Origin of the sequence: Paracoccus mutanolyticus (genome assembly GCF_003285265.1) — a bacterium.
GTDB lineage: Bacteria > Pseudomonadota > Alphaproteobacteria > Rhodobacterales > Rhodobacteraceae > Paracoccus > Paracoccus yeei.
On the sequence record NZ_CP030239.1, the window covers coordinates 1,445,373 to 1,471,664 of the forward strand.

Sequence of the window (26,292 nt, forward strand, 5' to 3'; positions counted from 1 at the left end):
GCCGCAGGATCGGGGGACCACGAGGCAGAAAGGACGGCTCATTGATCCAGGATATGTGGCAGTTCCTCATGGCGCTGTTCGAGCGTATGGACAAGATCCACATGAGCCTGATCGCGGCGGGCGTGGCCTTTTACGCGATGTTCGCGGTGTTTCCGGGGCTGGCGGCGCTGTTTGCGCTGTGGGGCCTGTGGTACGACCCCCACCTGATCGAGCAATACGTCCACGCCACCGACGAGTTCATCCCGGCAGGCGCCGCCGACATCATCTATGGCCAGATCAATTCGCTGATCGCGGCGGGGCGCACGCAGCTGGGCTGGACCACGGCGATTTCCTTCCTGATCGCCACCATCTCGGCGCGCGCCGGGGTCGATGCGCTGGTGCGCGGGCTGAACGCAGCCTATGGCGTGCGGTCCCATTCGACGATCATGGGGTTCCTGCTGGCCTATGTGCTGACGCTGGTGATCGTGGGCGTGGTGCTGATGGGGCTGGCCACCATCATCGTGGTGCCCATCGCCTTCAACTTCCTGCCCGATGTCGCGCTGCGGCGCTGGCTGCTGAGTTCGCTGCCCTGGGTTGCGATCTTCGTCATCGTGCAGGTGGTCATCGGCATCATGTACCGCTATGGCCCGAACGTGAAGACGCCGCGCACCCCGGTCTTTACCTGGGGGTCGCTGTTCGCGGCGATGGCCTGGGCGCTCGCGTCCTACGGGTTCGCGGTCTATCTGAACAATTTCAACAGCTACAACCGGATCTACGGCTCGATCGGGGCGGTGATCGCGCTGCTGATGTGGTTCTATCTGGGCGGCTTCTCGGTGATGCTCGGCGCGCTCATCAACCTTGAGATGGGGCGCAGGCGCCGGGTCGTCGCGGCGCGGGCGCTGCGCGCGGCGGCCAAGGCGGAGCAGGAGAAGGGCTGACCGCCCGCGTCCCCTGCCCCCGCAGGGCCCCGGACGGTCAGTGCCGCGACCCCGGCCGCGCGGCCGAGGTCAGGACGACATTTCCCGGCGGCGGCGCCGCAGTGCTGCGCTTCTGCAAGGGCTCGACCCGGAAATGCAGGCGCAGGATGAACTGGCCCTCGTCCTCGTCAAGCTCTGCCGTGCCTTCCAGCTGGGCGGCGAAGGCGTCGATCAGCTGGCTGCCGAGCCCCGTGCCAGGCGCGCCGCGCCGCGCCCCGCCGATGGAATTGCGCACCTCAAGCAGGGCACGGTCGGGGCCTTCGGAACAAAGCGTCACCTGCACCCAGGGCTGCGCGCCGGGTTCGGGCGCGCCGGCGTATTTCAGCGCATTGGTGAAGGCCTCGGTCGCCAGAAGCGACAGCGGCACCGCCTGGTCGGGCATCAGGACCAGCGGCTCCAGCCGGGTCTCGATGCGCAGATGCGCGGTCGGCTCCAGCGAAGCCTGGGTCATCTGGGTGATGATGTCGCTGACCAGCCGGTCGGCATCGACCGAATCCAGATGCTCAGCCTGATAGAGGTTGCGATAGATCGTCGCGAGCGAGGCCACCCGGTCCTGGACCGAGCGCAGCACCTGGCGCGCGTCGTCGTGCTGGATCATCCGGCTTTGCATGTTGATGATCGAGGCGATCAGCTGCAGGTTGTTCTTGACCCGGTGATGGACCTCTTTCAGCAGGACGGTCTTTTCCTGGACGGCGGCCTCCATCGCCTCTTCGTCGCGGATCAGGATGCGGGCCATGTTGTGGAAGGTCTGGCTCATGTCCTCGATCTCGGCCGGGGCGTCGACGAGGACGGGCGGCGGGGCCGAGCGGTCGCCGATGGCGAAGCGCCGCATCTGGCTGCGCAATTCGCGGATGTGGCGCAGGACGAGCCGATAGACCGCGAAATAGGCCACCCCCAGCGAGGCCGCCCACAGGATCAGCGGCAGCACCAGCGCGGTGCGCGTGGTCAGGTCGATGCCGGCGATGCCGGATTCGCGGCGGGTCCACGAGCCCAGCGCATAGACCAGGCCCGGCACCACGGGAACCACGCTGATACGCGCTTTTGCCGTGACGGTAGGTCAATGAAGATTTCACCACGCCAATCTAATCGCTGACCTGGATTACGATGGGCGAGAGGAGGTTGTTTTCGTCGCGCGAAGAATGGAATTCGATGGATCCGGAGAAAGTACCGTATCCCGCAGCCTTAAGTCAGGCAGCTATAAGATCGGACTTGATCGCACCATCGCAAGCATTTCACCTGTCTCATTGCCTTGCGGTAAAGCGGCTGGATCACGGCGATGGTGGTTTCGGCCGAGGTCGCGCCCATGCGGCTGTTGGCGATGAGCGTACCCGGGCTTTCGACGAACAGCCGGTGCGCGGGGTCCTGCGACAGGTCCTGCGGACCGGGAACCGAGGAACATTCGGTCGTCCCGTCGAGCCGCGTGAAGCCGGCATAGGAAAAGTTCACCGTGCGCTGGACCACGCCCCGCATGATGTCGGAACAGGGCTGCGGCTGGTCGAGCATTTCCAGCACGGCCGGGCCCAGCGCGTCCGCCGTGCCAAGCGCGCTTTGCAAAAGCGCCCGTTCCCCGGCCGCCGCCGTCGCCGTGCGCCCCAGAAGCGCGATTTCCGACGAGCGTTCGTATTCGCGCGACAGATGCAGCGTCTGGATGACCGAAATGAGGCCGATGGGCAGGATCGCCACCGACAGAAGCCCACCCAGGCGAAAACCGAGTCCCTTCGGGAACTCGCTTTTCTCCAGCATGCGGCGAAGCATGTCGCCGGTTCCTCAGCGCATGATGGGAGAGTTCTGGGCCATCACGGCAAGAGTGGCACGATCGGTCATCTCAAGTTCCTCGCCTTCTTCAAGCTGCAGCAACTCGGCCAGGCGGCGGCGTCCGCGGTTGGCCCGGGACTTGACCGTGCCCACGGCCACGCCGGTCATGCCGGCGGCCTCTTCATAGGAAAAGCCCGAGGCGCCCACAAGGATCAGCGCCTCGCGCTGTTCGTCTGGAAGCTTTTCGAAGGCGGCGCGGAAATCGTTCAGCGCAAGGCGGCCGTCGTGTTCGGGGCGGGTCGCCTGGCGGGCGGCATGGATGCCGTCGGTGTCACTGACCTCGCGCCGGGTCTTGCGGCGGCCGGAATAGAAGGTGTTGCGCAGGATGGTGAACAGCCAGGCCCGCAGGTTCGTGCCAGGCTGGAACTTGTCGATATGGGTCCATGCCTTGACGATGGTGTCCTGCACCAGGTCGTCGGCCGAGGCGCCTTCGCGGGTCAGCGACAGCGCAAAGGCACGAAGCGCCGGCAGATGGTCCACCAGTTCGTTCCGCGGGTCGGCATGGGCCGAAGGGGCGCGCGCCGCCTTGGCGTTACGGGTCATGCCGGGTTCCCTTGATCGAAACCGTTGTCTCGAAGCTTTTCCAGAAGCTCCAGGAACTTGTCCGGAATCTGCTGGGTTGCGTCCTGTTCGTAGACCCGCTTGAGGTTCTCGTCGATCTGCTGTTCGATGGCGGCCCGCCTGCGTTCCTCACGCTTGCTGTTCATTTTTTGGTTATTCCCGAAATTCTTGTGCGCACACGATGCAACGGTTACCTATCATTGCGAGTTCCATTGTGACCAACACTTTTCGAGGGACAAGATGACCGCAGCAGATCTCGCACAATCCATCCGCCGGGAGCTGCCCTATCTGCGCCGCTATGCGCGCGCTTTGACCGGCAGCCAGACCGCTGGCGACAATTACGCGGTGGCCACCCTGGAAGCCATCCTGAGCGACCGCAGCCTCATGGACACCGAGGACACGCGCATCGGTCTGTTCCGCACCTTCCATGCCATCTGGCAAAGCTCGGGCCAGCCGGTCGAGCAGGAAAGCCAGACCCCGCAGGAGGCCCGCGCCCAGGCGCATCTGCGCGGCCTGACCCCCAATTCGCGCGAGGCGCTGCTTTTGCGCACGATCGAGGAGCTGCGCTATGAGCAGATCGCCACGATCATGCAGATCGACCAGGACGAGGCCGAGGAGCTGGTCCAGATCGCGATGACCGAGATGTCGAATTCGATGGCCGGCAAGGTCATGGTGATCGAGGACGAGACCATCATCGCCATGGACCTGAAGGGCATCGTCCAGTCGATGGGCCATGACGTGACCGGCATCGCGCGCACCCATTCCGCCGCGGTGGAACTGGCGCATGGCAAGCGGCCGGACCTGATCCTGGCCGACATCCAGCTGGCGGACGGCTCGTCGGGGATCGACGCGGTGAACGAATTGCTGCGCGACATGGGGGATATTCCGGTGATCTTCATCACCGCCTTCCCCGAGCGGCTGCTGACCGGCGAGCGGCCGGAGCCGGCCTTCCTGATCTCGAAGCCCTATACCGAGGAGCAGGTTCGTTCGGCGGTAAGCCAGGCGATGTTCTTTTCCTCGACCGAGGGGCTGACAGCGGCCTGATCCGCCGCCGCCTGATCCCTCGCGGGCGCGCGGATTGCATCGCCGCAGGGGTATTTGGAAAACGGTGAAGGCCGGGGCGTTGCGCGCGCGCGCCCCGGCCTTTTTCACAGAGCGGCGCGGGCCTCGGCGTATTCGGCGGCCAGCTGGTCGATCAGTTCGGCGGCCGTGCGGACGGCGTGAACGGCGCCGATCCCCTGCCCCGCGCCCCAGATCCGGCTCCAGGCCTTGGCCTTGCCGAAGTCCATGGTCGAGGGATCGGCGCTGCCGAGCGCGGCGGGGTCGAGGCCGGCGTTCCTGATCGAGGGCGCGAGGTAGTTGCCCGCCACCCCGGTGAAGAGGGTCGAGTTCACGATGTCCTCGGCCCCGCAATCGACGATCATCTGCTTGTAGTCCTGGGGGGCGTTCGCCTCGGCCGTGGCGATGAAGGGGCTGCCGATATAGGCGAGATCGGCCCCCATGGCGCGCGCCGCCAGCACGGCGCGGCCCGTGGCGATGGCGCCCGACAGCAGCAGCGGACCTTGGAACCAGGCGCGGATTTCCTGGATCAGGGCAAAGGGCGATTGCTGGCCGGCGTGGCCCCCTGCCCCGGCGGCGACCGCGATCAGCCCGTCGGCGCCCTTGTCGATCGCCTTGCGCGCGAAGCTGTTCGAGATCACGTCGTGCAGCACGATGCCGCCGCAGTCATGGGCTGCGGCGTTCACCTCGAGGCGCGCGCCCAGGCTGGTGATCCAGATCGGCACGCGATGGCGGTGGCAGATCTCGATGTCGCGTTCCAGCCGGGCGTTCGAGCGATGCACGATCTGATTGACGGCAAAGGGCGCGGCCGTGCGGTCGGGGTTTTCCTGGTTATGGCGGTCGAGTTCCTGCGCGATGCGGGTCAGCCAGGCGTCGAGCAGCGGCGGCTCGCCGTCGCTTTCGCGAGCGTTCAGCGCCGGGAAGCTGCCGACGATGCCGGCCTTGCATTGCGCGATGACCAGTTCCGGCCCCGAGACGATGAACATGGGCGAGGCCACGACCGGCAGGCGCAGGCCGGCAAGAACGGGGGGCAGCATGACGATCCTCCTTTGGCTGGCGGGCAGGTTGCACGGCCCGCGCTGCAAGGCAAAGGTTTCGTCGCGTTCAATAGGGCAGCGGATGGTCGCGGTGCAGCCGGTCGATGCGGCGCAGCGCATCCGGGGTCAGGACCAGATCCAACCCCCGAAGCAGGTGGTCCAGCTGGTCGCAGGTCGTGGCGCCGATGATCGGGATGCAGGCGAAGGGCCGCTGCCGGGTGAAGGCAATGGCCATGTGCCTGGGGTCGAGCCCGAGTTCGGCCGCCAGCGCGTGCCAGGCCGCGCCGCCGCCGCCGCGCGCGGGATGCGCCGCCCGCCCAGGTCGCCCGATCCGCCCGCGGCACGATCCACCGCCGCCCGGCTGCCGTCGGGTTCTCCTTCGGCGTATTTGCCGGTCAGAAGCCCGGCGGCTAGCGGCGAATAGGCCAGCAGGGTGACGTTTTCGTTCTCCGCGAGCTCGGCCATGTCGGTGTCGTAAAGCCGGTGGAGCAGCGAATAGTCGTTCTGCCGAGGCTACGCGCGGCCCGCCCAGCCGTTCGGCCGCGTCGATCCGCGCAGGTGCCGCGCGCTGTTCGTGGTTTCCAGCCCATAGGCGCGGATCTTGCTCGTGCCATTGTAGACGGCCACCGAGGCGATGTGGTCGAGCGTGAGCTGCCGGTCCAGTTCCAAAGGGCGCGGGCCTGTTCTGCCGGAAGGCGTAGGAGCCCCGCACCGGCCAGTGCAGCTGGTACAGGTCGATGCAATCCGTTCCCAGCCGCCTGAGCGAGCGGTTGATGATGTCGCCGATGGTCGAACCGTCATAGCCTTCGGGGCGGACCTTGTCGCTGGGTCCGATGGCCTTGGTCGCGATCTGCACCCGGTCGCGGTTCCCCCGGAGGGCCAGCCAGGCACCCAGGATTTCCTCGCTGCGGCCGACGGTCTCGCGCCGCACGGGGTTCACGGGATACATCTCGGCCGTATCGAGAAAGCCGATCCCGGCATCCAGCGCCATGTCGAGCTGCCGGTGCGCCTCGTCCCGGGCGGTCTGGTTTCCGAATGTCATGGTCCCCAGCGACACCGCGCTGACCATGACCTCGCTGCCGCCGAGCCCGACCCGTTCCATCCCGCACCCCGTGTTCATGGCGGAAGAGAATGGGAGTCGAACCCACCCGGGACAGGCCTGCTGCCCCAACCGGATTTGATTGAAGTCCGTTTAGGTGTCGAAAGAGGGCTAGGTGCTTCCGACTATGCCTATTGGGGGAATGCCTTGGGGGACAGAAACTATGGCGCAGCACCTCTTGAACCGCAGACCGGAAAAGGCCCTTACCGGCCAGGTTCGTGAAGACCGTCGTCGAGCCGGGAAAGTATTTCGACGGACACGGAATGTTCCTACGTGTCGAAGCTCTCGCAACCCAGAAGCAGGTGCAGCGCGGCGTCAAAGATCAGGGCCGGCAGCACCATGGGCAGCGTCACGTCGCCGCGACACCCGCCGATGCCGGCACCGGTGCTTGCCCGCGCCGGAGGCGACCCGTCGCAGGATCGTCGCTCTGAGCGACACATCCAGCCGTTCGAGCAAGCGGCCCGCGCGATCCACGGATGCCTGAGCCGAAATGGGAACATGAGCATGCCGGGCGACATCCGCACGTTGGAGCCTACGCGTTCCCGGACCATCGGCAGCTCAAGGTGCCGGATGTGACCAGCGCGGATGTGCTGGACGTGCTGACCCCGATCTGGACCGAGAAGGCTGAGACGGCTCGGCGCGTTCGCCAGCGGATCGGAACCGTGATGAAATGGGCCATTGCTCAAGGATGGCGCAAGGACAATCCAGCCGAGAACATCGCACGGGCGTTGCCCAAAGCGGACAAGACCAAGGCCAGGCGGAAGGCTCTGCCCTATGCCGAGGTCGCGGGGTGCATCGCTGCGGTTCACGGTTCCGGGGCGAGCCATGCGCTGGCACTGGAATTCCTGATCCTGACCGCCGCCCGTTCAGGCGAGGTGCGCGGCGCGGTCTGGTCTGAAATCGACATGGCCGCGAAGGTCTGGGAAGTCCCTGCCGTGCGGATGAAGATGAAGCGCCCGCATCGGGTGCCCCTATCGCCCCGCGCCGTCGCGATCCTGAAAGATGCCGAGGCGCTGCGCGGTGATGGTGATCTGGTGTTCCCCGGCACCAAGCCCGGCAAGATGCTGTCCGACATGACCCTTTCCAAGCTGGTGAAGGAGCTCGGCTTCAATGCCGATGTTCACGGCTTCCGCACATCCTTCCGAACATGGGCGCAGGAAAAGACCAACTTTCCGCGCGAGGTGCCCGAGGCGGCACTGGCCCATGCGGTGGTGACGCGTGGAACAAGCCTATGCCCGGTCGGATGTGTTCGAGAAGAGACGCAAGATGATGCCGAAGCGCTAGAAGAACAAAGAATATCTCGACCGCTACCATGAAGCGCGACAAGATCGTGAGGATCGGGTCATTGAACAGGACGATCGCGAACTCGATTACGCGAATCTTTGAATATAGTTTAATCCTTTGGAAGCAACGGCCACAATCGGCCCTCTTAGGATACGAAGGCAAGGCTGTCAATTTGGAATACCACTGCTGACACAGGAAGATCATATACTGAGCCTTTCCGTAACGCCGACGAGAGGTTCGTTATCTGGAGTGAAGGAAAATTCAGAATCGTATGGAACAAGGCCTAGTTTGGCGCTCTGCGTTGGATGCTGCACGAGCTTGTATCCACCTTCATGCGAAGTCTCTGAGGTGAAGTTCTTTAGTCAGTCTCTGCTCCCCAAGAATCTCTTTATAAGAAACTCCCTTATGGGATTCGAGGTCCGCGGGGATCTCGCTAAGCAGGTATGGAGATTGTCGCGTGCGCCAATATGTCCCTCGTCCATTTTCTGCTTGAGTTGCAGGATAGTTAGATATTAGACGAAGCGTTTGAGCTAGCCAGGCGAGAAAGCATTGAACATTGCATATCGGGCTGTCACGACCCTATTCCTGCCGCAAATATGGAGGAGCGGCTACCAAGGAAAATTGCGGAACTATCGCTGCTGCACGCCGCTATGTTTCCGCCAGTGCGCAGAGCCCGCGACCGGACGCCCCGTGCAGCTGCTGCCCTTCCCAGCTGAGTGGTGTGACGGGCCCGCACTTCAGACAACACACGCCGCACAAACACCCGAGTTGCCAGAAAACTCCTACCGACAGCAACGACAGTATCGTTCAAGCGAGATGCAAATCGCAATGCACTGGAACAGGCATAAATCCGGGACATAGCCCCGCACTGTCCCTATTTGAATTGGGACAGTGCCCGCCAAAGTCCCAATAAATACAGCCATTCTTCCCTCATGCGGCACAGATGAGTGACGCACCGAGACCACTTGCGCAGGGAAAGCAAAAGGCGAACTTCGCCAACCCGCCATATGAGGCAATCACCGCGCCGGAGCCGCACCACGATCTATAGGCATCATGAACGCGGGGCAATTCCCGCGACCTGGAAGATACCGCAACCGCCGATCCATGGCCCGAAAGCGACAATCACCGAATGGCTGGCCTCGCGCCCAGAGGTGTATCAGGTGCGCTCATGAGCGTCAATTTTTCGAAACGGATGTGCTGCGTCAAAACCGAAGGGCGTGTCGAAATCAAGACAGCACCCGATGGGCGCCCTGTGGCAAGCGCTACCGCACCCTGGACAGCCCGAGTAGCCGATCTTCTGCCTTTCCCCCGGTCCGCCGATCGGGTGCGACAGGTTATCCGACGAGGGAATGACAGGACTGGCGGGGATGGTTTCCAGTCTGCGCACCCGCGTGCTGCCAGCAGCGCGACCAGATCGCCGGGCTTGGCGCCGCGCTTGCGCATTTCGGGAAACAGCGCCGGGGCCACGGCAGCCATGTCGGCGGCCTTGGACCCCGAGATGCCCGAGACCAGATACGTGGACAGATGGGGCGGGACAGGTTGAACAATCTGGCCGGGGTTGGGGGTAATGTCCGGCCGGGTTCATTTCAGAAGAGACGCCAACTCGGTAATTTCGGTCAGGAAGGTCCGATCGGCGCAGGTTTCAGGCCGACCTCTGCCGTCAGGGCTGACGCTGGCGGGATGCGGACGACGAAGCCGGATCCCGTATGCCGAACTTCCTTCGCTGCGGCCGAGCGCCCATCGTCGGATCTAGGACAACGTCCTCACGCGGCAAATTAGCCAACGGCAGCTCAGAAGTCGCTGGCGCCCCGGATGATCGCCGTGATCAGGTGAAGCAATAGAGTCCAAAGAGCCCTGAGATGGGCGAGGATCTTGCGGATATTGTGCCCGCAGGCGCAGAGGACGGCGAAGACCGCGTCGCCGATGCGGCCTTTCAGCGGGCATCTGGCCAGGCGACCATCGCTCTTCATGTGCCCGATCTCAGGCTCGATGGCACTTCGTCGCCTGAGGAGCTTTGCCAGGAGCGGGGTGATGCCGCGTCTTGTGCCGCTGATCAGGACCTTGGTGGTCTCCACGCCATGGCCGCGATAGCCGCGATCGACGACGGCGAGATCCGGCACCTGCTCGGTCAGGATGGCAACCTGCTCCAGTGCAGGCGCCAATGTATGGCCGTCGTAGGGGTTGTCAGGGAAGCTGCGGGCGCCGACGACAAAGCCTCCGTCGAGGGTAGTAGCAAGGCTGACCTTGGTGCCGAACTCATAGCGGATGCGCGCCTTGCCCTTGGAGATGCAGTCGACCTCGGGCTCGTGCAGGGCGTAGATCTTGTTCTTGCTCTTCGGTGTCTGTTCGAGCAGGCGACCGACCAGCCAGAGCGCCTCCAGCACCCGTCCGCGCAGCGCGCCTTCGGGGATGTCCTGCAGGTGGCGGCGCAGGTCCCGGCGCACGCGGCCAACATAGCCCTTGAGTTGGCGCAGGGCCTTGCGCATGCGCTTGAACTGCCGGGCATGGGCATACCGCCCCACCTGGGCGGCCAGCCGCGGGGCAAGGCGCGCGTAGTTCTGGCGCAGATCGACCCCCGCTTCCTTCGCCAAGCCGACCAACAGCGCGCGGGCGCGCTCGTAAAGCCGCGCATCCGTGGGATGGGCGATGGTCTTTTCCATCACGGTCGTATCCACAGCCACCCGCTTCAGGCTCTTGTCGGTGACCGCGCCAGAAGCTCGGCCTGCCTCGATCGTCTTGGTCAGCAGCCACTCCACTCCTTCCTCCCCGATCCGCTTGCGCCAGCGCACCAGCGACGAGGGATCGATCGGGGGACGGTGCTGGAAGAACGTCTCGCCGGTGAAGTGCTGGTAATACGGGTTCTCGACCCACCGGGCGACGACTGCCTCGTCAGAGAGCTTGAAGGCGTGCTGGAGATACATGAGCCCCGCCACCAGGCGTGGAGATGTCGCTGGCCGTCCCTGGCGAGACGGAAAGAAGCTCGCCCACTCCCGTTCAAAGAAATCCCAGTCGATCAGTGCCGCAAGCTTCACCAACTCATGGCGGGCGTCGATCATGTCGACCAGTCTCGGGCGGAGCAGGTCATCCTGTTCAGGGGCGCGGGAATGGGGCTTCATCGGCGACCGGAAATTGCAGGGTTTCTGGCAAAAGCATACGAAACCCTGCAATTCAAAGCCAACAAAACCGCATCTTCAGCACACAAAATCAACGCGCTAAGGGTTGTTCAGGCCGGACTAATTGGGAGGAGGGGCAGGCGTCATGGGCTTGTAGCGCCACGATAAGCGCCAGTATGCGGACTCCCGGCTGGAAGTTGTGCGCTGCCAGAAGAAGCGAGAACTTATCGCGGGGATCGCTAAATGTGCGTCTGCACAGAATTAGCGCTCAACAGCATCAAATCCGACTGTGAAGGGGCGGCTTATACAAGGTGGTCAAGTTCTACAGGCAGCGATATGGCTGATCTGGATGTCAATGATTATTGCGCGCGCTGTGCTTTCGTCCATCCCAAGTGATGGGCGCAGCATTTCCGGACGCATTGCGCCGGGGCTGCTACATGGCTGATTACCGGGATGTCTGAAAAGCAGGGCCGTCTCGATGACAAGGCGCTCGTGCGCCCTGCGCATACTGCGGGGGTCCTGTAACGCCGGCCCGCGGGGTATGCGATCTATTGCAGTTCCGAATGCAAACAGCTGGCGCGGAAGGTGCCGAAAACCTGCCCGAACATTGCGGCAGGGGATCCGTGGAAATACCGACCACGTGCATTGCAGCTGGTCTGCTACTGCCAGGTCGCAAAGCGGAAGAACCAGCCCCGGTCCTGCAGTGTCGGAACGACGCCGGGCAGCCACATGGCAAGCCCGGGGCGCGCACTGTCCTGCGCGGGCAAGGCTGGGATGGATGTCAGGCACCGTGATGCTGTGCGCACGGCAAAGCCGGGCGTCCCAGATCGTGACCATCCTGGAAAAGATCAGGCCAGCGGGCCTACCGCATTGCGCCACACACAGGCACGGCTCGATGCTATCTAAGACCTTCTTGTGAAGGCCCTAGGCCTTACAAAAACCCAGCTCAAAACCTCTTTAGTACTGGCGATAGGGTTTTGGTAGTCTGAGCGATATGATCCTCGGACATCCGTGTTCCCGGATGATTACGGACTGTAGCGAGGCATGGCAAGAGCAGGCCACTGCCAGCAGCGAGGCCGGGACGCTATCTTCTGAAGGATCTGCAGGGCGACTTGGCAACTGCTGTCCTGAACATGCCAGCGAAAAACGCTGAAGCCATCCCGCACTAGCGATGCCAATCGACAAGGCAGAATGTGAACGGCGCCAGCACGCCGGCCCCGCATGCAAAGCAGCGATCCAGCGACACGAGCAGCGTGACGCCGTTTCGGTATTCAACTTCGTAGGACGGCTCGAAATTGCCTCCCCCAAGGCGTGATCTGCCGAGCACACCGAAGACTTTGCCATACAGCGGATGACGCGGAACGAGTGTTCAGATGGGGCTATGCAAGACAGGAATCCCCGAACCATCCCAAGAACATCCGGCGGCCAGATCGGCGGAGGCCAGATACAGCACAGACAAGGTCGCCCTCGTTGATCTGGTACATCTCGCCGTTAACGGTTCGGTGTATGCCGCCCCCTGCCCTGCATGATGAGCGCTGCGCCGGCTATGCGATGCGCCGTATTCCTGCGCCAGATTGGTCGAGGGGTGCATGAAATTCTCGCGGTCCCATTTCGCAAGCTCGTCATTGGTCAGCATGGTGTCTCCTTTCAGGGCTGCTCATGACTGGCTCCAGTCGCGGCAGACGTATTTGATGTCGGTGAAGGCCTCGAGCCCGTGGCGCGAGCCTTCGCGGGCCAGTGGGCCTAGAAACCCGGACCAGTGATAGACCGCATAACCTTTGGCGAGGTGCCTTCCTTTGGCGAGGAAGGCTACGGTCGAAATGACGATCCCTAGGCGGGCATACATGCGCCCGACTTTATCGGCGGTCGCGCTGCTATGTCCAGCGGCGGGACCTAACAGCGCTGCGTCTTGAACTGGACGCGGCCCAAGCCCCGGCCGCTGGACCGCAACCAGCGACCGCTTGGAAAGCCGACTCTGGCGAGGCGCTGGACATGCGCGAATGACCGCTCCCGTCACGCCAGCAGACGCATCCTTGCCGACCTGCAATGCAAGGCTGCCCACATCGACGCCCTCGCCCGCGCAATTGAGAACATGCTGCTCAGCAAGAGCCCAGACCACATGATTATCGCCGGCGTTGCATCCGCCATCGTCATGTTGGCCTCCGACATGGACAAAGAATTCGACAAGATTGAGTCGCCGAAAGGGGGTGCAGCATGAACCATCCCGACATCATCGAGACGGCACCCGGCAGCGCCTCGATGCTTTCGCCGAACTGACAGGGACGCTGGCGCCGGCCAGGACACGCGCTTTGGCGTCTTTCGCATGTAAGGGGGCAGGCATGTTCACGAAAATCCTGATCGCCATGAGGTCAGCCCGGCGGGCCGCATTCGACACCGCCGCCGCGAGCCGGGGCGTCGAGACCCCTGCCATGGGCGCCTGGATGATCGGCAGGGACACGCCCAGGGCTTCAAGCATGATGGTCTTCCTTGACAGGGGGTGGCATGGCCGTCCGGGCCGAGGAAAGAGGATCTGCGGCATCATGATAAAACCTCTTGGCGCCGCCGCGCACGGGGCCACACCTTTAAAATCAGCTCCACATCCTATTGGCCAGTTCATAGGATAAGATTTTATACCAAGCTCATTTTCTATATCGTCTATGCTCATCCTCCGTGAATGTGGAACGGGACAGCTTGCGGGTGCCGGGCTACAACCAGCCACGGGCTTCCGTAAACCGGGATTGTGCGATATGATAGATTTGTTCGCATATCGCACATGGCTGGCCGGGGATCATGAGTCGCAGAGCGAGAGCGATCACATGATCGCCAAGTAAAGCTAATTGCCCTCAGGATTCGTGGCGTCGGCGATAGAGAATGGGCGGCTTACTTCATTGATTCATAATGATGAATTACGAACCTATAAGCTTGTCCCGCCATTCAACCCGTTCCTCCTGGCTGGTGCATTTAAAATCATTCAACGCACCACGCTTGATAGTGCAAGCCCGATTCGCCCTAACCGCCCGGCTCAGGATCGACGGCGCGGCGATGTTGGTTCCGGGCACGATGATGCGCGGTCCCTTGGGCGTGGATCGTATCGTTCCGAGCGGCAGGGATCTGCAAGCGCCGCGCGAGTCTCGACCAGATTCTGCTCCAGCGCCGCGATGTCCGCCTCCGTCCGCCGTCGCGCTGCGCCATCGGCTGCGGCTGGTTCCAAGGCATACATGGCCTCCCACAATTCCTCGAAGGTCACTTGGTCCAGCACCATCGCGATCTTCAGACGTTGCGAGATGTCGCCCGATTGGGGCAGGGTCGCTTGCCCACCTCACGCCGGACGAAGCCGTTCTGCACCCTCGGATCGTTAGGTGCTGATTGAGCGTTCGTGGAGTTGTACGTTCAGTGGCCACACCGCTAGGTTCTTGAGCGCAACGTCCCGCGCCGTCGGCCCGCACCAAGGGTCAAAACATTTCGCCTTCTTCCGCCGCGACATGAGGATCCGCTGCAAGACGTGGCTTTCCCGGCCCCGCCCGCTGCCCTGCCCAAGCCCGAAGCGGCTGCGGAACAGGCGGCAACGCAACAGGCCCCCAGCGAACAGGCCCCGGTCGCCGAGGCCGCCGGCACCACCGCCCGCCGCGATTGGAACGGCGTGGGGAGGTCTGGCTGATCGGTGAACGCCGGGCGACCGGCGAGCGGAAATACTACGCTGCGAACCTGCCCGCCGATACGCCTCTCATGGCGCTCGCCACCGCTATCAAGGCCAGATGGGTTTGTGAGCAGGCGCATCAACAACTCAAGGAAGAACTCGCCAGATCACCGGCCATCCCGACGCGCATGCTGCCATCAGCAACGAGTTGCCCAAGTCGGTCTAAGTTCCTCGTTCTCGTCAAGAAACTCGTCGGCTTGTTTCGAGGATGCACATCTTATCGCCGCGAGCTTTTCCGACTGTTCAGCGATTCCGCCGGTCGCAAGGACATGCTTTTCACCGCGTTCAGGACGTGGCGAACAGTCAGCATAACAGCGGCTTCGCTGGCCGGGCAGTTCGTTCCTTGATCGCCTTGATCTCGCTTGACCGAACGGTTCGGTCAACACTATATGGCAAAGCCTCCTGATCAGATTCGCCTCCCTTAGAAGGCCGCCACCCATGCGGCCTTGCCGAAAGCCTTGCTCGGCCAGCAACATGCTGTCCAGGCAGACCCCCAGCCCGTCCACGGCCGCGCGGATCGCCATGAACGAGCGGTCAAAGGACGGGCCGCGCGTCAGGTCCAGCCGGGCGCGGCGATTGCGCCGGACGCGCATCAGCTCGTGCGAAAGGCGCGCGGCCTTGGCGGCCAGGTCCGCCTCCTCGGCACACAGCATGTCCGCCTCGGCCTCGGCGCGGCCAGTCGCCGCCGGCCCGCTGAAGCTGGCTTCGATGTCCATCTGTAGCCCGAAAGCGCGGCTGGACAGCTTGTCGCCAATCGCGGGGATCATCGCGGCCTTGAGCCATGTCGCCCACGAAATTCGCCCACATGCGGCGCATGGAGTTAACCGCCGATGCGAACGCAACCTGCAGGTCCAACCACAGCGTGCCGGTTTGCGCGACCGCCCAGGAACCGCCACGACCTCCAACGTCGCTCCGACAGAGGGCAACTTGACCGAGCATGTGGTCTGGACCGGCAACCCGGCCAACCTGAACCGCAAGGCAGGACGGTCGTGTGATAGCGCTCCAGCCCAGGCGACCGAGACCGATGCCCGTGGCGGGAAAACAACCCATGCTTACGATGCCGGGCGGCACCGCCTGCTGCCGCGGATCACGAAGAACGAACCCTTCAATCTCTTGGCTGGCAATCGCGCTGCCAAAGCGCGCCGTGGACGCGACGGTGGAGGGGTTCCGTCAGCGGATGAGAGATCGTGGGGCCATTCAAAATCTTGCAGTTGGCCAAGTGTAGCAGATGGACCAGGCAGCTTGGCGCCATCCCGGGCCCGGAGATGGGTCATGATCTCCTCGTGCTCCTCCACGGCCTGCGCCCAGCGGGTGGGCGTGGTATTGGCGACGTAGCGCGCCCTCTGCACCCGCGCGGAGAGCGAGCGGTAGTGCGTGGTCAGCGTGTGGTTCTTCGCCGCGCCGAGCACCGCCTCATGGATCCTCTGGTTGGCCGCGAAGCGCATAGCATAGTCCCCATACACGACGCCCAATCCGAATTCTTCCGCTTCCTGTAACCGCCGCCCAATGCTTAGCAACAATCCCATACAAAGCCATCATGCGATCCACAGGCGCGCCGCCATCTTTCGCGCCTTGCTGGGCGATGGCGTGTTGGAACATCACTCTGCCATCGACGATACCAAGACCAACCTCAAAGGCAACGTACAAGCGGCCGATACAACCTGCCGTCACCAGAAAAAAATCACCGAGAGGGGCGCGGGTTCGTAGCGCAATGCCGCAGTTCGTCCAAGACGGCTTGTAATGCCCTCGCACCAAACCACCTTCAGCGAGCTCGTGAGCCAAGGTATTCTCGCTCATTTGCTGAATCGCGCAATACCACGCAGCGCCCGCAGCCGCAGCAACTCGCCCAACACGCTGGTCATTCCTTGATGGCGACGTCGACTTTACCAAGCCGCGCCAACCAGGCTTTCCAAGCACCGCAGCAATTAGCCGTGCCGCTTCGCGCTGCCTGAGGATGCGGCGCTGGCAACAGTTTCTTGTCTGTACAACCCTTAGGAAAGGTGGACGTGGCAACCTTAATGCCGAGTTATGCAATACTGCCATGATATCAATAACCGACATATTCGCTGTGTACTGATATGACGCCACTGTTCGCGCTAACAACTAGAGCGCTGACGACAGATCCCACACCCATCAGTGTGGATCGTAATTTTGAAACAAGTTCATGAGCCTATATCTGGCCCAATGTTCTTGGCAGGGAGACGCCGTTGATTGCCGTCCTCAGATACCCTTGGCGACCACATCCAGGGATAGGCAGAAGAGCGACCAGAGCCTCAGTTAACCAAATACCGTCTGCAGCAAGATTGCAAGCCTTTACCGTTCTAGCATTTCACACACGGGTAAGAGATTAGGCGCTGTTGAACCCGCAACACGAGGTGAACACGCATTTCTCCACCCCGCCCTATTCGATCATTGCGATGAAGGATTCGCGCGTTCACAAGGTGATGGACACGAATGACCTGTTCCCCGAGCCGCTGAACAGCAACGTGATGTTTTCGGTGCCATCCCCTCCGTAATTGATAATGCGATAGGTCGGGCCGGTGCCATAGGTGCGATGCTTCTCAAGGGTTCGGATGGATATGCCGAGGCACCGCTGGACGTACGCGCTCAACACGCTTGGTGCGCGCCGCATATGCAGGCGAGGCATAGCAAGCTCCGCGCCGTCGCAAGATCGGCGAATTCGATCACCACATGACGGTCGAGCGCCGGACCTTCAAGCACCTCGGCCTCAGGGTGGCGAGGCCGAGGTGCTTGAAGGTCCGGCGCTCGACCGTCATGATGGTGTTCGCCGATCTTGCGACGGCGCGGGCTTGCTATGCCTCGCCTGAATATCAAGCGGCGCGCAACAAGCGTGATGGAGCATGCGTCGCCCATGTGGTGATCGTCGCGGGCGTGTAACCGCAAGGCCCAGAATTTTGGCCGATGCGCGGCGCGGCGCTCTAGTAAATCCCGCAATTTTTCAAATGCCCGGACTAAAGCTTTATCTACCTTTTCGATGCTTACGACGGGAACCGGGCCGCGAACTCGCCCTATCACATGGCCAGCCTCTGGTTGGTTCGCGACTTTGACAACGGGTTCCGCCTGGGTGGCGGGGTGCGCTACGTCGGCGAACGCTACGGCGACGATGCGAACAACTATCCGCTGGACAGCAATAACTCTGGTCGACGGCAGGAATCTTGCCGAGCTGGGCAAAAATGGATATCCTGACCGCGCGCCGGCCATCTTGTCAAAGCCACGCGCGATAAAACCACTTTTGCAGATAAACCTCGATTCGTCACAACTGGACGGGCCGGCAGGATGATTTTCATAGTCGTGAGATCTCGAACGCGGCTTCAGGCGCTAACGCTGCACATCACAACGACCAGGAAGCGACATGTTCAAGGTGCTGCGTGCGTTAGAGATGAAGTCAGACTGGCTTCCACGGTGGGTGATCGGATCGGCACCATGCTGATGTATGTCAACAAGCCGCGAGGGGCTGGGTTTTCAATAGACAAGTTTTTCAAACGAAAGTTTCGTAAGGCAGTTCCGGAAATATTTAGTCACAAATTTGACTGTGCGGCGTCAAAGTAAATCCGCTAGAACGGTCGCATGCGTAGGTGTTGACGATGATCCACATCCTGATCGTCGTGTCCTGGGTCAGTGCGGCCAGTCCTCATCGGGCCAATCCCGCGAGGTATGGATGACACGCCAGGATGACGGCTTCCCGGCCGGCGATCCGCTGGCGGGCGGTAGGAGTATGAAATCGTGCAATGGCACCGAAATTCTTCATCGGCGGCATTCGTGCCGTCAATAGCGGCTTGGTAGGCTGGTGCAACGTATTGTTTGCGAGTGCGGATTACGTTCAGGAATCAGTCGCGCATTGATTTCGCGCGCATTCGCGTTTGCTTTTTCAACGAAAGCTGGAACGCGTCACGAATTGCAATGATGCTCGACCTGACGCCAGCCGTTTCAAAGTGCGCAAAAGTCCCACTCGGCCCGCAAGAGCTATCCTTCGTGGTCTTGCCGGGTTGCCGAGACTTCTTCGGCGGGCTTCTTGTCGTTGGGGGCGAGATAGAGCTTGATGCCGCCGCGGTCGAGGAGGAGCTCGATGTCAATAGGGCGTCGATTCCAGCTGGATCGACACTGCGTGATGATCGACAGACCGATACCAAGAAGTGGATATGAACAACTCCTCAGGCGGCCACTGCATGGCGGTGAAGGGTCCTTTCGCCCCGGATGATCGCCGTGATCAGGTGAAGCAATAGAGTCCAAAGAGCCCTGAGATGGGCGAGGATCTTGCGGATATTGTGCCCGCAGGCGCAGAGGACGGCGAAGACCGCGTCGCCGATGCGGCCTTTCAGCGGGCATCTGGCCAGGCGACCATCGCTCTTCATGTGCCCGATCTCAGGCTCGATGGCACTTCGTCGCCTGAGGAGCTTTGCCAGGAGCGGGGTGATGCCGCGTCTTGTGCCGCTGATCAGGACCTTGGTGGTCTCCACGCCATGGCCGCGATAGCCGCGATCGACTACGGCGAGATCGAGCACCTGGTCGGTCAGGATGACGACCTGCTCCAGCGCCGGTACCAGTGTGTGGCCATCATGAGAGTTGCCGGGAAAGCTGCGCACGCCAACGACGAAGCCCTCCCCGATGATCGTGGCGAGGCTGACCTTGGTGCCGAATTCGTAGCGGACCCGCGTCTTGCCCTTGGAGATGCAATCGAGCTCGGGTTCGTGCAGCCGTCCCGCCCGCCAAAACAGGCGGGGCCGGCCCTAGGCCCTAAGCTACCGCTTGATCCTGAACTGTGCTGCTCTGCCGCACGCCCTGGAGGCGCGGAGCAGCTCTCGAGCCGCACGCGGCAACGCCCTTGAGCTTGGCGCGGGCCAAGGCATGCGCGGGGACTGACGGAATAAAGATTGCGCCCCACCGGCGGCCAGCACGGTCGATGGGCCCGGGCGCGTAGTTCTGGCGCAGATCGACCCCCGCTTCCTTCGCCAAGCCGACCAACAGCGCGCGGGCGCGCTCGTAAAGCCGCGCATCCGTGGGATGGGCGATGGTCTTTTCCATCACGGTCGTATCCACAGCCACCCGCTTCAGGCTCTTGTCGGTGACCGCGCCAGAAGCTCGGCCTGCCTCGATCGTCTTGGTCAGCAGCCACTCCACTCCTTCCTCCCCGATCCGCTTGCGCCAGCGCACCAGCGACGAGGGATCGATCGGGGGACGGTGCTGGAAGAACGTCTCGCCGGTGAAGTGCTGGTAATACGGGTTCTCGACCCACCGGGCGACGACTGCCTCGTCAGAGAGCTTGAAGGCGTGCTGGAGATACATGAGCCCCGCCACCAGGCGTGGAGATGTCGCTGGCCGTCCCTGGCGAGACGGAAAGAAGCTCGCCCACTCCCGTTCAAAGAAATCCCAGTCGATCAGTGCCGCAAGCTTCACCAACTCATGGCGGGCGTCGATCATGTCGACCAGTCTCGGGCGGAGCAGGTCATCCTGTTCAGGGGCGCGGGAATGGGGCTTCATCGGCGACCGGAAATTGCAGGGTATCTGGCAAAAGCATATTTGATGCCTATGAGATCCAGAAACACACCGATATAAAGAGTTCAAACTACATACTCATAGACAATTCTAGTCCGGAAAAGCTCATAAGGCGCTAGCGGGCGCCTATGCAATCCCAAGACCTGATGGCGGCATTACTAATTGGCCTGCGGACCGTTTGGCGCGACCCTATCGAACGGCCCGCCCCAGCGGCCTAGTGGATAGGCGGGATAGCAGGCGGCGCGGAACGCCGTGGCGCGCCGATCAATGCGGGCTGGCCGGGCGTGCGGATCGTGGCGGAGGTAGGGACCGCTACAGCGCGCCGACATGCACACGGGCGCACACACCGGGCGGCGACGACCTTCAATAAGACTACAGGTGAAAACAACTTCGGCCATCGGATGACTCGTCCGTTGTGCGTTCTGTAGTGCTGCATATCCAGCCCAGGAAGGGGAGCGACACGTGCGAACGTCTCCTTATCGCCTGCTCATTGATTCGCCGCAGCCACATACTTGTTACATAGGGTCATTTGAAACGTGTCGCCGTGTCGCCCCCCTCCCCCCCCTGGCCGAAGCATGAGGAAAGCCCCACCGCGCGGGCCGGCGGCAGCGGCCCATTGGGCCGTCCTGGCGGCCAGTGGCTCGGCACGGCCCACAGGGTGGGCAGAAGGGGGCGGCGGATGCCGGTTGCATCGCCGGGCCGCTTTTGCGCACCCCTCCCGGACTGTCGTGGATAGTTGGTAAAAAGCCCCATTCATGTCTAATATTGATTTGGCATTGATCCATAGGGCCACCGTATGCGCATTCGTCAGTTGCACTGTTTCGTGGCCCTGCAGTAATCGCGATATGATCGCGTTCACCGTGGGCCTGTCGGCGTGTCGCTCATGCGGGACGGCTGGCCGGTCAGCGATGCCGCGATCCGAGACCGCCTCAAGATATCGCGGACGGCGGCGTCGCTTTCCGCATCACCCCTGCTGGCAGAAAGCGCCCTGTACGCCTTGCGCGCTATAGAACGCGACGAAGCCGCGCGCAGACAACAACGCAGCCATGCTGAACGGGCAGCACTAATCTTATAACGAACTTCACCGACTAGATGTGCACCCACGCACCAAATAGAATGCCTCTAGTGCGGCAAAAAATTCCTTTGCCACCGCGGAGTTCAACGCGGCACTAGACGCCTCTTTGAAGGGACTAGAATGAAAACGAAGGAAAACTGAAAGGAACAATATACCGTAAATTGAACAATATATGACATAACACGGGATCAGACTCGTGGGGCCCGCGTGCTAGCTGGGTGCGGTGGGTATCTCTTTGATCCAAACGAAAAAACCCGCCGAAGGCCGGGCAATTCCGCTATTTTTTGACCGGCAGGACCAGATTGCCCGCCTCGAACCAGAGGTTCTCGTCCGCCCAGAGATGCAGCTTGCGATAGACCCCCAGTACCCCGTCCGGTCCAATGACGACCGCGCTGTTATAAAGCCGGTCCCCCTCGCGCTCGGCAATTCCACCCACCCGAGCGCGGACCAGCTTTCGGCATCGGTCAGTGGCGGACAGGGTGAGGTCATGCCGCGGCTCCGTTCGCTCGGGCATGCGCCTGTTCCGCGTCACCGTCGAGCCACCAGCGTTCCGCTGCCCGATAGCGCGCGACAGCCTGGCCAGTTCGTCCCCGGCGCGACGGCGCAGGGCGTCCAGGATCGATTCGTGCTCGCGCACGGCTTCGCTCCAGCGTTCGCCGTGCTCGTCGATATTCGTTGTCGTGGTTCCGCGAATGCAGACGTTCTTGGGATTGGAACCACGTTTTCGGAGCAACGCAAGACAGATACTCGTCGGATCGTGATGTGACGAGCACGACGTAGTTTTAACGTTCGCGAGGCACGACGATCAGCCAATTTCGATCAGCTCCAGGTACCCCGCTGGGGGCATTGTCATGCAGGTTTCAAACCGTCCGAAAAGTATTCATCCCCTGCAAGAATGTTGAGCGCCGTTGATTTCTTTGCGCCTTGTTCACCTTCTAGGATAATCATTTCGACGAGCGGCAAATCCTCGATGCTGCGATAGACGGGGCGACCGATCCACCCCTCGATCATGGACTGGGCGGCCTGCATGTAGCTCTCGATCTGGGCGTCCTCCGCGTTTTCCGCGTCGGGGTTGACCCGCAGATCATCGTCGCTGCACCCTGTCCCATCCCAAATCGCCAGCTACGAAACCATCTTTACCTGGGACGGCGTCGACCTTATCCGATCACCAGGGCCCGTTCGTCATTTGCCTACGACTTATCATGGCCGGCTCCTGACTAGTCGAGCTTCACTACCCGCCAACCACACTGCCATAGAAGCCAGCTTCAGCAAGCCGGTCGGTCTGTATCAGTCCATCTCTGGGACAATTGTGCTGTGATCGATTTCTTTAAGCCAATTGAACCTGTCACCTCAACTGGATCTGATTTATTTTATACCGAATGGTCGATCTCCTCACCCGCGGGATTGCGCAGATGGGGCTTGACCTGGAAATCGGCCTGGCTGCGGTTCATGGACGTGTCTCCTCCATTTCGGCGAAGGTTTCCTTCGCGATCTTGATGGCATGGTTCGCGCGCGGCACGCCGGCGTAATCGGCTACATGCGCGAGCCGCGCCTCGGCTCACACGCGCCAGGATCGTCGGCGCCGGTGCTGGTGCCGTGGCGACCCACTTTCAGCCATAGCCCGCGGAATGTCGTTCGGGTCATTGCCCTGGCACGCTGCGTGACGCCCAGGGCCGCGCAGGCCTTCAGCGTGCCGTCCCAGCTGTCCACATGTGCCGGTGTGGTCGCGGTCCACAGCCAGCCTTTCTGCGCGAAATGCGCGTCTATGGCGTTTTCGCGGCAGTTCGGTTGGTCGATGGCGACCATCGCGGTTCGAGCCGTGCCGCGACCCCTCTGCCGGGTCCGGTGCTGGGCATGGCGCGCACCGTCATCGGCCGCCTGCGCGCCGCCGAGACGCCCGAGCGCCTGATCCAGCAGGCCGCGCTGCTGCTGCAGCGCCCAGCAAGGGCTTCCGGGTGCTAGGAACGGCGAGCACTTCCAGGAGAAGGTCGCCCCGAACGGCTTTGGCGCGCAGGTGGTGACCTTCGACCGCGAGAGCTGTCGCGTCTAGCTTCTGTTGATTCATCCGGAAGCCCGCTGTATCGAGATAGGGCGACGTGCGAAAGTGATAGATGCAATTTTTCGGGACTGGAGTGACGAACAGCGACGGTCAGGCCGAAATCGCCCTTCCGCAAATCGCGCGCGCGGTGCTGGTGATGTCCAGATCAACAAAGTTCGCGCGGAAGCGAACCAAGTCTGAATCGCCCGTGCCGCCCGATACGTCCAGAACGTTGACGAAGAAAAAAAACGGAATAGCCCCGAACGATCTGAAAAGAATGTCACCAACTCTTATCCTTTCCATAGTGGGCCTAAGGGCGCGCGGACATGGCGGCTTCTGGCGTGTGCCGCGTATTCTCCTGCGCCCGGTGGCGTGGCCGGGGCGACACTACAACCAAGAGAAACCCCTCCGAGGAACAGAATCCACTTTGCATTTGCGCGATTAGGCGGTTCACAGCACGATCTTGCCCCGGCGCATGGGGGTTGTCCATCAGGGTTCGCCCGACGGTTCAGCCCCAAGCCAGGCCGAAAAATGCGCATCGGCTTCCTTGCGCGTGGTGTCCTCCGTCGCGTGGTTCCTCCGGCGCGAGTGCCACGAAGTCGAATCCGTTCAGGTCGCCGGCTTGGACGACGTCGTGGTCACAAAGCGGATGACCGGGCGGCAGACCCACCATGGCGCGAGAACGAAGCGACCGCCGCGCTTCCCGAAAGGTCGGTCGATTCCACCGAGTGTCGCGCTGCTCCACTCCGAAAAGTGTCAAGACACGTAATGCTCGAAGCGCCAGTGAAGAAGAACCCTACGAGTAACTGAGCACAATTGAATCACGTACGAAGACGTAGCCACAGAGAGAGGTTACCAAGGAAAATCAGACGTCGAACAGTTAATGACAGAGAGGACCCCATCATCTAGATATCACCCACCTTCACAATTAGCTACGCAGATTGTGGGAAATTCGATCCTCATGACTAGTTGCGTTTGCCGCTATTGCCTTCTTGAAAAGGGATGCAATGAAGAGTTCGCGTAATTTCTGCGATTTTTTCCGTTGTTTGTGCGATTTATTTCGGATGATCGTTGTCATTTCGATGCTTCCCATGTTTACATGGGGTTTCGCGCTACGGTTGCTCCGGCGCAGTTTGATCGGTTTGGGAAACTGGTTGCGTTGCGCATTTCGAAGTGTTGCGGGTCATTTTCCGGCGTCCGATGTTGGTCATCGCAAATTAGCTGCGACACGGGCATCACCTGCGCCCCCGATGTGGATTACAAATTTATTTCTGCTGCACATGAGTTATGGGTATCGAAATATTTCATGCTGCACAACGGTCCGACAGGATGGCCGGCCCTAGACGATATTGCGGCGCCGCGCGACCTGGATCGTTCCGAGTGAGACACCAACCAAGGACCTGGACGACGGCTTCCTGCCGGCATCGGATGCAAAAGGCTTCATCACGGCTTGCCGCCAGTTGCGCGTCTGGGACCGGCAGATCTGCTGACCGCATGAGACCGCGATGATGGCAACGATCGGAGCTTCCGTCAGATGTAGGTTCCAGACCATGGAAGCGCATGGCCGTAGTTGCGCCCAGGTGAGCTGTGCCCATCGAGTTGCCGCGCAATCCCATTCCCGTTTGATCATGGCCAGCTCCAGTCGGGTCGCGCAGCCGGGCGGACATTGCGGCGAAGCCGTCCAGCACATCGCGCGGCTTGTCCGGGAAGCACAGTTCGGATTTCGCCGGGTTCGATGATGGCGTAATCCGACCGTCATGCCGTCGTCCAGGATTGGATGCTTCGGCTGCGCCGGGAGCCGTCCGCCTCACAGAGCCTGCGCCCCTGCCCTTCCGCGCTTCGCCATTCCTGAATAAAACCCCGCCGCTCGGACAGGATGTACCGCGCACATAGAGCAAGTGGATGAGCGCTTTTTATGGCGCGGGCCTTTTCGGTCAGTTCCTCGCCGTCGACAACCTCAAAGCCCTGCTGACCGCCGAAGGTGTCATGCGCGCAGCCCGTGCAGCAGGCGAGAAACCGCCTAGCTCGACTACCCGAACGAACACTTCCATCTCACCGGATCGGTTGACTTCGAGTCGTGCCATGATGAGTTCATCTCACAAGTGATCCGGGCGCGCAGCATCGCGATGATCGAGCAAGCCGCTGATGCCGGGGCAAGACGCGCTGCAGTCCGCGACCTGAGCGGTCAGTCGCCCTTGTGCTCGGGCTTGCCCTTGCGCTTGGTGTGGGCCATGTCCTTCAGTTCCTGCTCGGTCATGGACTTCTCCATTTCCCTGGACGCGCCGCGCAGTTCGCTAGACCGCACGGCGGCATGCGAGATCTCCAAAGCCCGCGCGCTGATGCTTGGCCGCGTCCGCTGCGCCACACCATGCCGCCGCCGCGCAGCTTTATGCCGAACTGCCGGATGTGCTCATCGGCCGTGATTACGACCACCGCGACATAACAGTCTCACATGCCGATTCAGCCAACCCACCTTGCCGGATTGTCGCGGTCGCGGTTGTCCTGTCCGTCAGCCCAACGTATGACCGCTTCGATACGCCCGCGTAGCCGTTTCGCCGTCTCGCCGATGGTTGTCCAGATCGGTTCAAGAACCGGGCAATGTCGTGCTATCAAGGGCGCGCCCGCCGCCTATCCGTTCCACGCCCAGGTGCGCGAGGCGACCGCGCCGATCTTCTACGAGATCCTCACGCGACACCGACAGCGTAGGTCATCAGGGCTGCATTCCACATCCGACGCCCGAGAGCTTCGCGTTCTTAATGCTTTCGGCGAGAGCGTTGTCATAGGAATCCCCCACACTGCCGACTGAGGTATCGATGCCTGCCTCAGCCAGTCTCTCGGTGTATCGGATCGACAGATACTGGCTGCCCCGATCACTGTGATGGATCAGCTTATCGGCCTCGCGCAGCTACGCTGGCATGGCAGATGGCCTGGTTCAGGACATTTGCCCAACTGCTGGGCGCTGTCCGTTCGGGAACTCTGGCGCGGCGATCGTGCTGCTGACCTTTACCGCGGCGATCGTGCTGCTGACCTTTACCGGGTCAACC

General features: G+C 61.9%; 29 protein-coding genes and 5 pseudogenes. 10 read left to right on the forward strand and 24 right to left on the reverse strand.

What is annotated here, in order from left to right; translation table 11 throughout:
• The first annotated feature begins 41 nt into the window (after positions 1 to 41).
• Positions 42 to 917 (forward strand): YihY/virulence factor BrkB family protein, encoded by an 876-nt coding sequence (locus DPM13_RS07735; protein WP_028719591.1) that lies wholly within the window; start codon positions 42 to 44, stop codon positions 915 to 917.
• Between the two features lie 37 nt (positions 918 to 954).
• Here the strand turns inward: DPM13_RS07735 and DPM13_RS07740 are convergent, their stop codons facing one another.
• The 4 genes from DPM13_RS07740 to DPM13_RS07755 form a co-directional block, all read right to left on the reverse strand.
• Positions 955 to 1,971: a sensor histidine kinase gene (locus tag DPM13_RS07740; protein WP_223252438.1), complete on the reverse strand. Its 1,017-nt coding sequence runs from the start codon at positions 1,969 to 1,971 to the stop codon at positions 955 to 957.
• Positions 1,972 to 2,138: 167 nt separating this feature from the next.
• Positions 2,139 to 2,699: a hypothetical protein gene (locus DPM13_RS07745; protein ID WP_223252439.1), complete on the reverse strand. Its 561-nt coding sequence runs from the start codon at positions 2,697 to 2,699 to the stop codon at positions 2,139 to 2,141.
• Between the two features lie 24 nt (positions 2,700 to 2,723).
• Positions 2,724 to 3,314, reverse strand: a complete 591-nt coding sequence (locus DPM13_RS07750; RefSeq protein WP_099648479.1) for an RNA polymerase sigma factor — start codon at positions 3,312 to 3,314, stop codon at positions 2,724 to 2,726.
• Entirely contained in the window at positions 3,311 to 3,478 is a 168-nt protein-coding gene (locus DPM13_RS07755; protein ID WP_028719594.1) for a NepR family anti-sigma factor, read from the reverse strand. Before DPM13_RS07755 ends, DPM13_RS07750 begins: the two co-directional genes overlap by 4 nt.
• Positions 3,479 to 3,572: 94 nt before the next feature.
• On the opposite strand from DPM13_RS07755, the gene DPM13_RS07760 reads away from it, so the two are divergent.
• Entirely contained in the window at positions 3,573 to 4,376 is an 804-nt protein-coding gene (locus tag DPM13_RS07760; RefSeq protein WP_028719595.1) for a response regulator, read from the forward strand.
• A gap of 104 nt (positions 4,377 to 4,480) precedes the next feature.
• Here DPM13_RS07760 and DPM13_RS07765 read toward each other — a convergent pair whose 3' ends face one another.
• The 4 genes and pseudogenes from DPM13_RS07765 to DPM13_RS22550 all read right to left on the reverse strand — a co-directional run bounded on the left by DPM13_RS07765 (position 4,481) and on the right by DPM13_RS22550 (position 6,967).
• Entirely contained in the window at positions 4,481 to 5,428 is a 948-nt protein-coding gene (locus tag DPM13_RS07765; RefSeq protein WP_112888725.1) for an NAD(P)H-dependent flavin oxidoreductase, read from the reverse strand.
• A gap of 67 nt (positions 5,429 to 5,495) precedes the next feature.
• A complete protein-coding gene (locus DPM13_RS27640) occupies positions 5,496 to 6,530 on the reverse strand; it encodes an aldo/keto reductase (protein WP_449579258.1) in 1,035 nt (344 codons plus the stop codon).
• 17 nt (positions 6,531 to 6,547) lie between these two features.
• Positions 6,548 to 6,650: pseudogene (locus tag DPM13_RS20135) on the reverse strand.
• Between the two features lie 146 nt (positions 6,651 to 6,796).
• Positions 6,797 to 6,967, reverse strand: coding sequence for a hypothetical protein (locus DPM13_RS22550; RefSeq protein ID WP_223252440.1), 171 nt, complete (start codon positions 6,965 to 6,967; stop codon positions 6,797 to 6,799).
• Between the two features lie 36 nt (positions 6,968 to 7,003).
• On the opposite strand from DPM13_RS22550, the gene DPM13_RS07775 reads away from it, so the two are divergent.
• Positions 7,004 to 7,843 (forward strand): tyrosine-type recombinase/integrase, encoded by an 840-nt coding sequence (locus DPM13_RS07775; protein ID WP_223252441.1) that lies wholly within the window; start codon positions 7,004 to 7,006, stop codon positions 7,841 to 7,843.
• A 1,090-nt stretch (positions 7,844 to 8,933) separates the two neighbouring features.
• Here DPM13_RS07775 and DPM13_RS22555 read toward each other — a convergent pair.
• The 4 genes from DPM13_RS22555 to DPM13_RS07795 form a co-directional block, all read right to left on the reverse strand.
• The gene (locus DPM13_RS22555) at positions 8,934 to 9,287 is read right to left on the reverse strand and encodes a hypothetical protein (RefSeq protein WP_262983272.1); all 354 of its coding nucleotides are present in this window, start codon (positions 9,285 to 9,287) and stop codon (positions 8,934 to 8,936) included.
• Between the two features lie 314 nt (positions 9,288 to 9,601).
• Positions 9,602 to 10,927 carry an IS5 family transposase gene (locus tag DPM13_RS07785; protein ID WP_112887767.1) on the reverse strand — a complete coding sequence of 442 codons (1,326 nt, stop codon included), beginning with the start codon at positions 10,925 to 10,927 and terminating at the stop codon, positions 9,602 to 9,604.
• 1,366 nt (positions 10,928 to 12,293) lie between these two features.
• Positions 12,294 to 12,560: a hypothetical protein gene (locus DPM13_RS07790; protein ID WP_112887768.1), complete on the reverse strand. Its 267-nt coding sequence runs from the start codon at positions 12,558 to 12,560 to the stop codon at positions 12,294 to 12,296.
• 21 nt (positions 12,561 to 12,581) lie between these two features.
• Positions 12,582 to 12,770: a hypothetical protein gene (locus DPM13_RS07795; protein WP_112887769.1), complete on the reverse strand. Its 189-nt coding sequence runs from the start codon at positions 12,768 to 12,770 to the stop codon at positions 12,582 to 12,584.
• 63 nt (positions 12,771 to 12,833) lie between these two features.
• Here DPM13_RS07795 and DPM13_RS19665 point away from each other — a divergent pair, with 63 nt between their 5' ends.
• Positions 12,834 to 13,142: a hypothetical protein gene (locus tag DPM13_RS19665; RefSeq protein ID WP_145963323.1), complete on the forward strand. Its 309-nt coding sequence runs from the start codon at positions 12,834 to 12,836 to the stop codon at positions 13,140 to 13,142.
• Positions 13,143 to 13,946: 804 nt separating this feature from the next.
• Here the strand turns inward: DPM13_RS19665 and DPM13_RS26760 are convergent.
• Positions 13,947 to 14,186, reverse strand: a complete 240-nt coding sequence (locus DPM13_RS26760) for an FCD domain-containing protein (protein WP_223252442.1) — start codon at positions 14,184 to 14,186, stop codon at positions 13,947 to 13,949.
• 240 nt (positions 14,187 to 14,426) lie between these two features.
• Here DPM13_RS26760 and DPM13_RS20555 point away from each other — a divergent pair, with 240 nt between their 5' ends.
• Complete coding sequence (locus DPM13_RS20555; RefSeq protein ID WP_189654989.1) at positions 14,427 to 14,582, forward strand: hypothetical protein; 156 nt, start codon at positions 14,427 to 14,429, stop codon at positions 14,580 to 14,582.
• Positions 14,570 to 14,722, forward strand: a pseudogene (locus tag DPM13_RS07810) (IS701 family transposase); the annotation flags it as partial. The gene DPM13_RS20555 and the pseudogene DPM13_RS07810, both read left to right, overlap by 13 nt.
• A 36-nt stretch (positions 14,723 to 14,758) precedes the next feature.
• Here the strand turns inward: DPM13_RS07810 and DPM13_RS07815 are convergent.
• From DPM13_RS07815 to DPM13_RS20560, 3 genes are all read right to left on the reverse strand, one after another.
• Positions 14,759 to 15,388, reverse strand: a complete 630-nt coding sequence (locus DPM13_RS07815; RefSeq protein WP_112887771.1) for a type 2 periplasmic-binding domain-containing protein — start codon at positions 15,386 to 15,388, stop codon at positions 14,759 to 14,761.
• 285 nt (positions 15,389 to 15,673) lie between these two features.
• Positions 15,674 to 16,066: an FCD domain-containing protein gene (locus DPM13_RS07820; protein WP_262983273.1), complete on the reverse strand. Its 393-nt coding sequence runs from the start codon at positions 16,064 to 16,066 to the stop codon at positions 15,674 to 15,676.
• On the reverse strand, positions 16,035 to 16,418 hold the full coding sequence (locus DPM13_RS20560; RefSeq protein ID WP_189654990.1) for a hypothetical protein: 384 nt from the start codon (positions 16,416 to 16,418) through the stop codon (positions 16,035 to 16,037). Before DPM13_RS20560 ends, DPM13_RS07820 begins: the two co-directional genes overlap by 32 nt.
• A gap of 560 nt (positions 16,419 to 16,978) precedes the next feature.
• Here DPM13_RS20560 and DPM13_RS20565 point away from each other — a divergent pair.
• The 3 genes from DPM13_RS20565 to DPM13_RS07840 all read left to right on the forward strand — a co-directional run bounded on the left by DPM13_RS20565 (position 16,979) and on the right by DPM13_RS07840 (position 18,785).
• Positions 16,979 to 17,137, forward strand: a complete 159-nt coding sequence (locus tag DPM13_RS20565) for a hypothetical protein (protein WP_189654869.1) — start codon at positions 16,979 to 16,981, stop codon at positions 17,135 to 17,137.
• 175 nt (positions 17,138 to 17,312) lie between these two features.
• On the forward strand, positions 17,313 to 17,519 hold the full coding sequence (locus DPM13_RS07830) for a DUF1330 domain-containing protein (protein ID WP_112887774.1): 207 nt from the start codon (positions 17,313 to 17,315) through the stop codon (positions 17,517 to 17,519).
• 930 nt (positions 17,520 to 18,449) lie between these two features.
• Positions 18,450 to 18,785 carry a hypothetical protein gene (locus DPM13_RS07840; RefSeq protein ID WP_145963324.1) on the forward strand — a complete coding sequence of 112 codons (336 nt, stop codon included), beginning with the start codon at positions 18,450 to 18,452 and terminating at the stop codon, positions 18,783 to 18,785.
• An 8-nt stretch (positions 18,786 to 18,793) separates the two neighbouring features.
• Here DPM13_RS07840 and DPM13_RS22560 read toward each other — a convergent pair.
• The 5 genes and pseudogenes from DPM13_RS22560 to DPM13_RS07870 form a co-directional block, all read right to left on the reverse strand.
• Positions 18,794 to 20,120: pseudogene (locus DPM13_RS22560) on the reverse strand (transposase).
• 1,367 nt (positions 20,121 to 21,487) lie between these two features.
• Positions 21,488 to 21,847 (reverse strand): nitrilase-related carbon-nitrogen hydrolase, encoded by a 360-nt coding sequence (locus DPM13_RS22565; protein ID WP_223252443.1) that lies wholly within the window; start codon positions 21,845 to 21,847, stop codon positions 21,488 to 21,490.
• 212 nt (positions 21,848 to 22,059) lie between these two features.
• Positions 22,060 to 22,239, reverse strand: a complete 180-nt coding sequence (locus tag DPM13_RS07860; RefSeq protein WP_112887777.1) for a VapE domain-containing protein — start codon at positions 22,237 to 22,239, stop codon at positions 22,060 to 22,062.
• Positions 22,240 to 22,657: 418 nt separating this feature from the next.
• Positions 22,658 to 22,750, reverse strand: a pseudogene (locus DPM13_RS22570) (4-carboxymuconolactone decarboxylase); the annotation flags it as partial.
• A complete protein-coding gene (locus DPM13_RS07870; protein ID WP_112887778.1) occupies positions 22,744 to 23,016 on the reverse strand; it encodes a hypothetical protein in 273 nt (90 codons plus the stop codon). The pseudogene DPM13_RS22570 and the gene DPM13_RS07870, both read right to left, overlap by 7 nt.
• A gap of 2,134 nt (positions 23,017 to 25,150) precedes the next feature.
• On the opposite strand from DPM13_RS07870, the gene DPM13_RS27645 reads away from it, so the two are divergent.
• A complete protein-coding gene (locus tag DPM13_RS27645) occupies positions 25,151 to 25,354 on the forward strand; it encodes a hypothetical protein (protein ID WP_449579260.1) in 204 nt (67 codons plus the stop codon).
• Positions 25,355 to 25,433: 79 nt separating this feature from the next.
• On the opposite strand, the gene DPM13_RS07885 is transcribed toward DPM13_RS27645, so the two are convergent.
• From DPM13_RS07885 to DPM13_RS07895, 3 genes and pseudogenes are all read right to left on the reverse strand, one after another.
• Positions 25,434 to 25,574 (reverse strand): DUF3008 family protein, encoded by a 141-nt coding sequence (locus tag DPM13_RS07885; RefSeq protein ID WP_223252444.1) that lies wholly within the window; start codon positions 25,572 to 25,574, stop codon positions 25,434 to 25,436.
• Between the two features lie 134 nt (positions 25,575 to 25,708).
• Positions 25,709 to 25,861, reverse strand: coding sequence for a phage integrase central domain-containing protein (locus tag DPM13_RS26770; protein WP_397246031.1), 153 nt, complete (start codon positions 25,859 to 25,861; stop codon positions 25,709 to 25,711).
• Between the two features lie 142 nt (positions 25,862 to 26,003).
• Positions 26,004 to 26,135: pseudogene (locus DPM13_RS07895) on the reverse strand (IS3 family transposase); the annotation flags it as partial.
• Positions 26,136 to 26,292: the final 157 nt, after the last annotated feature.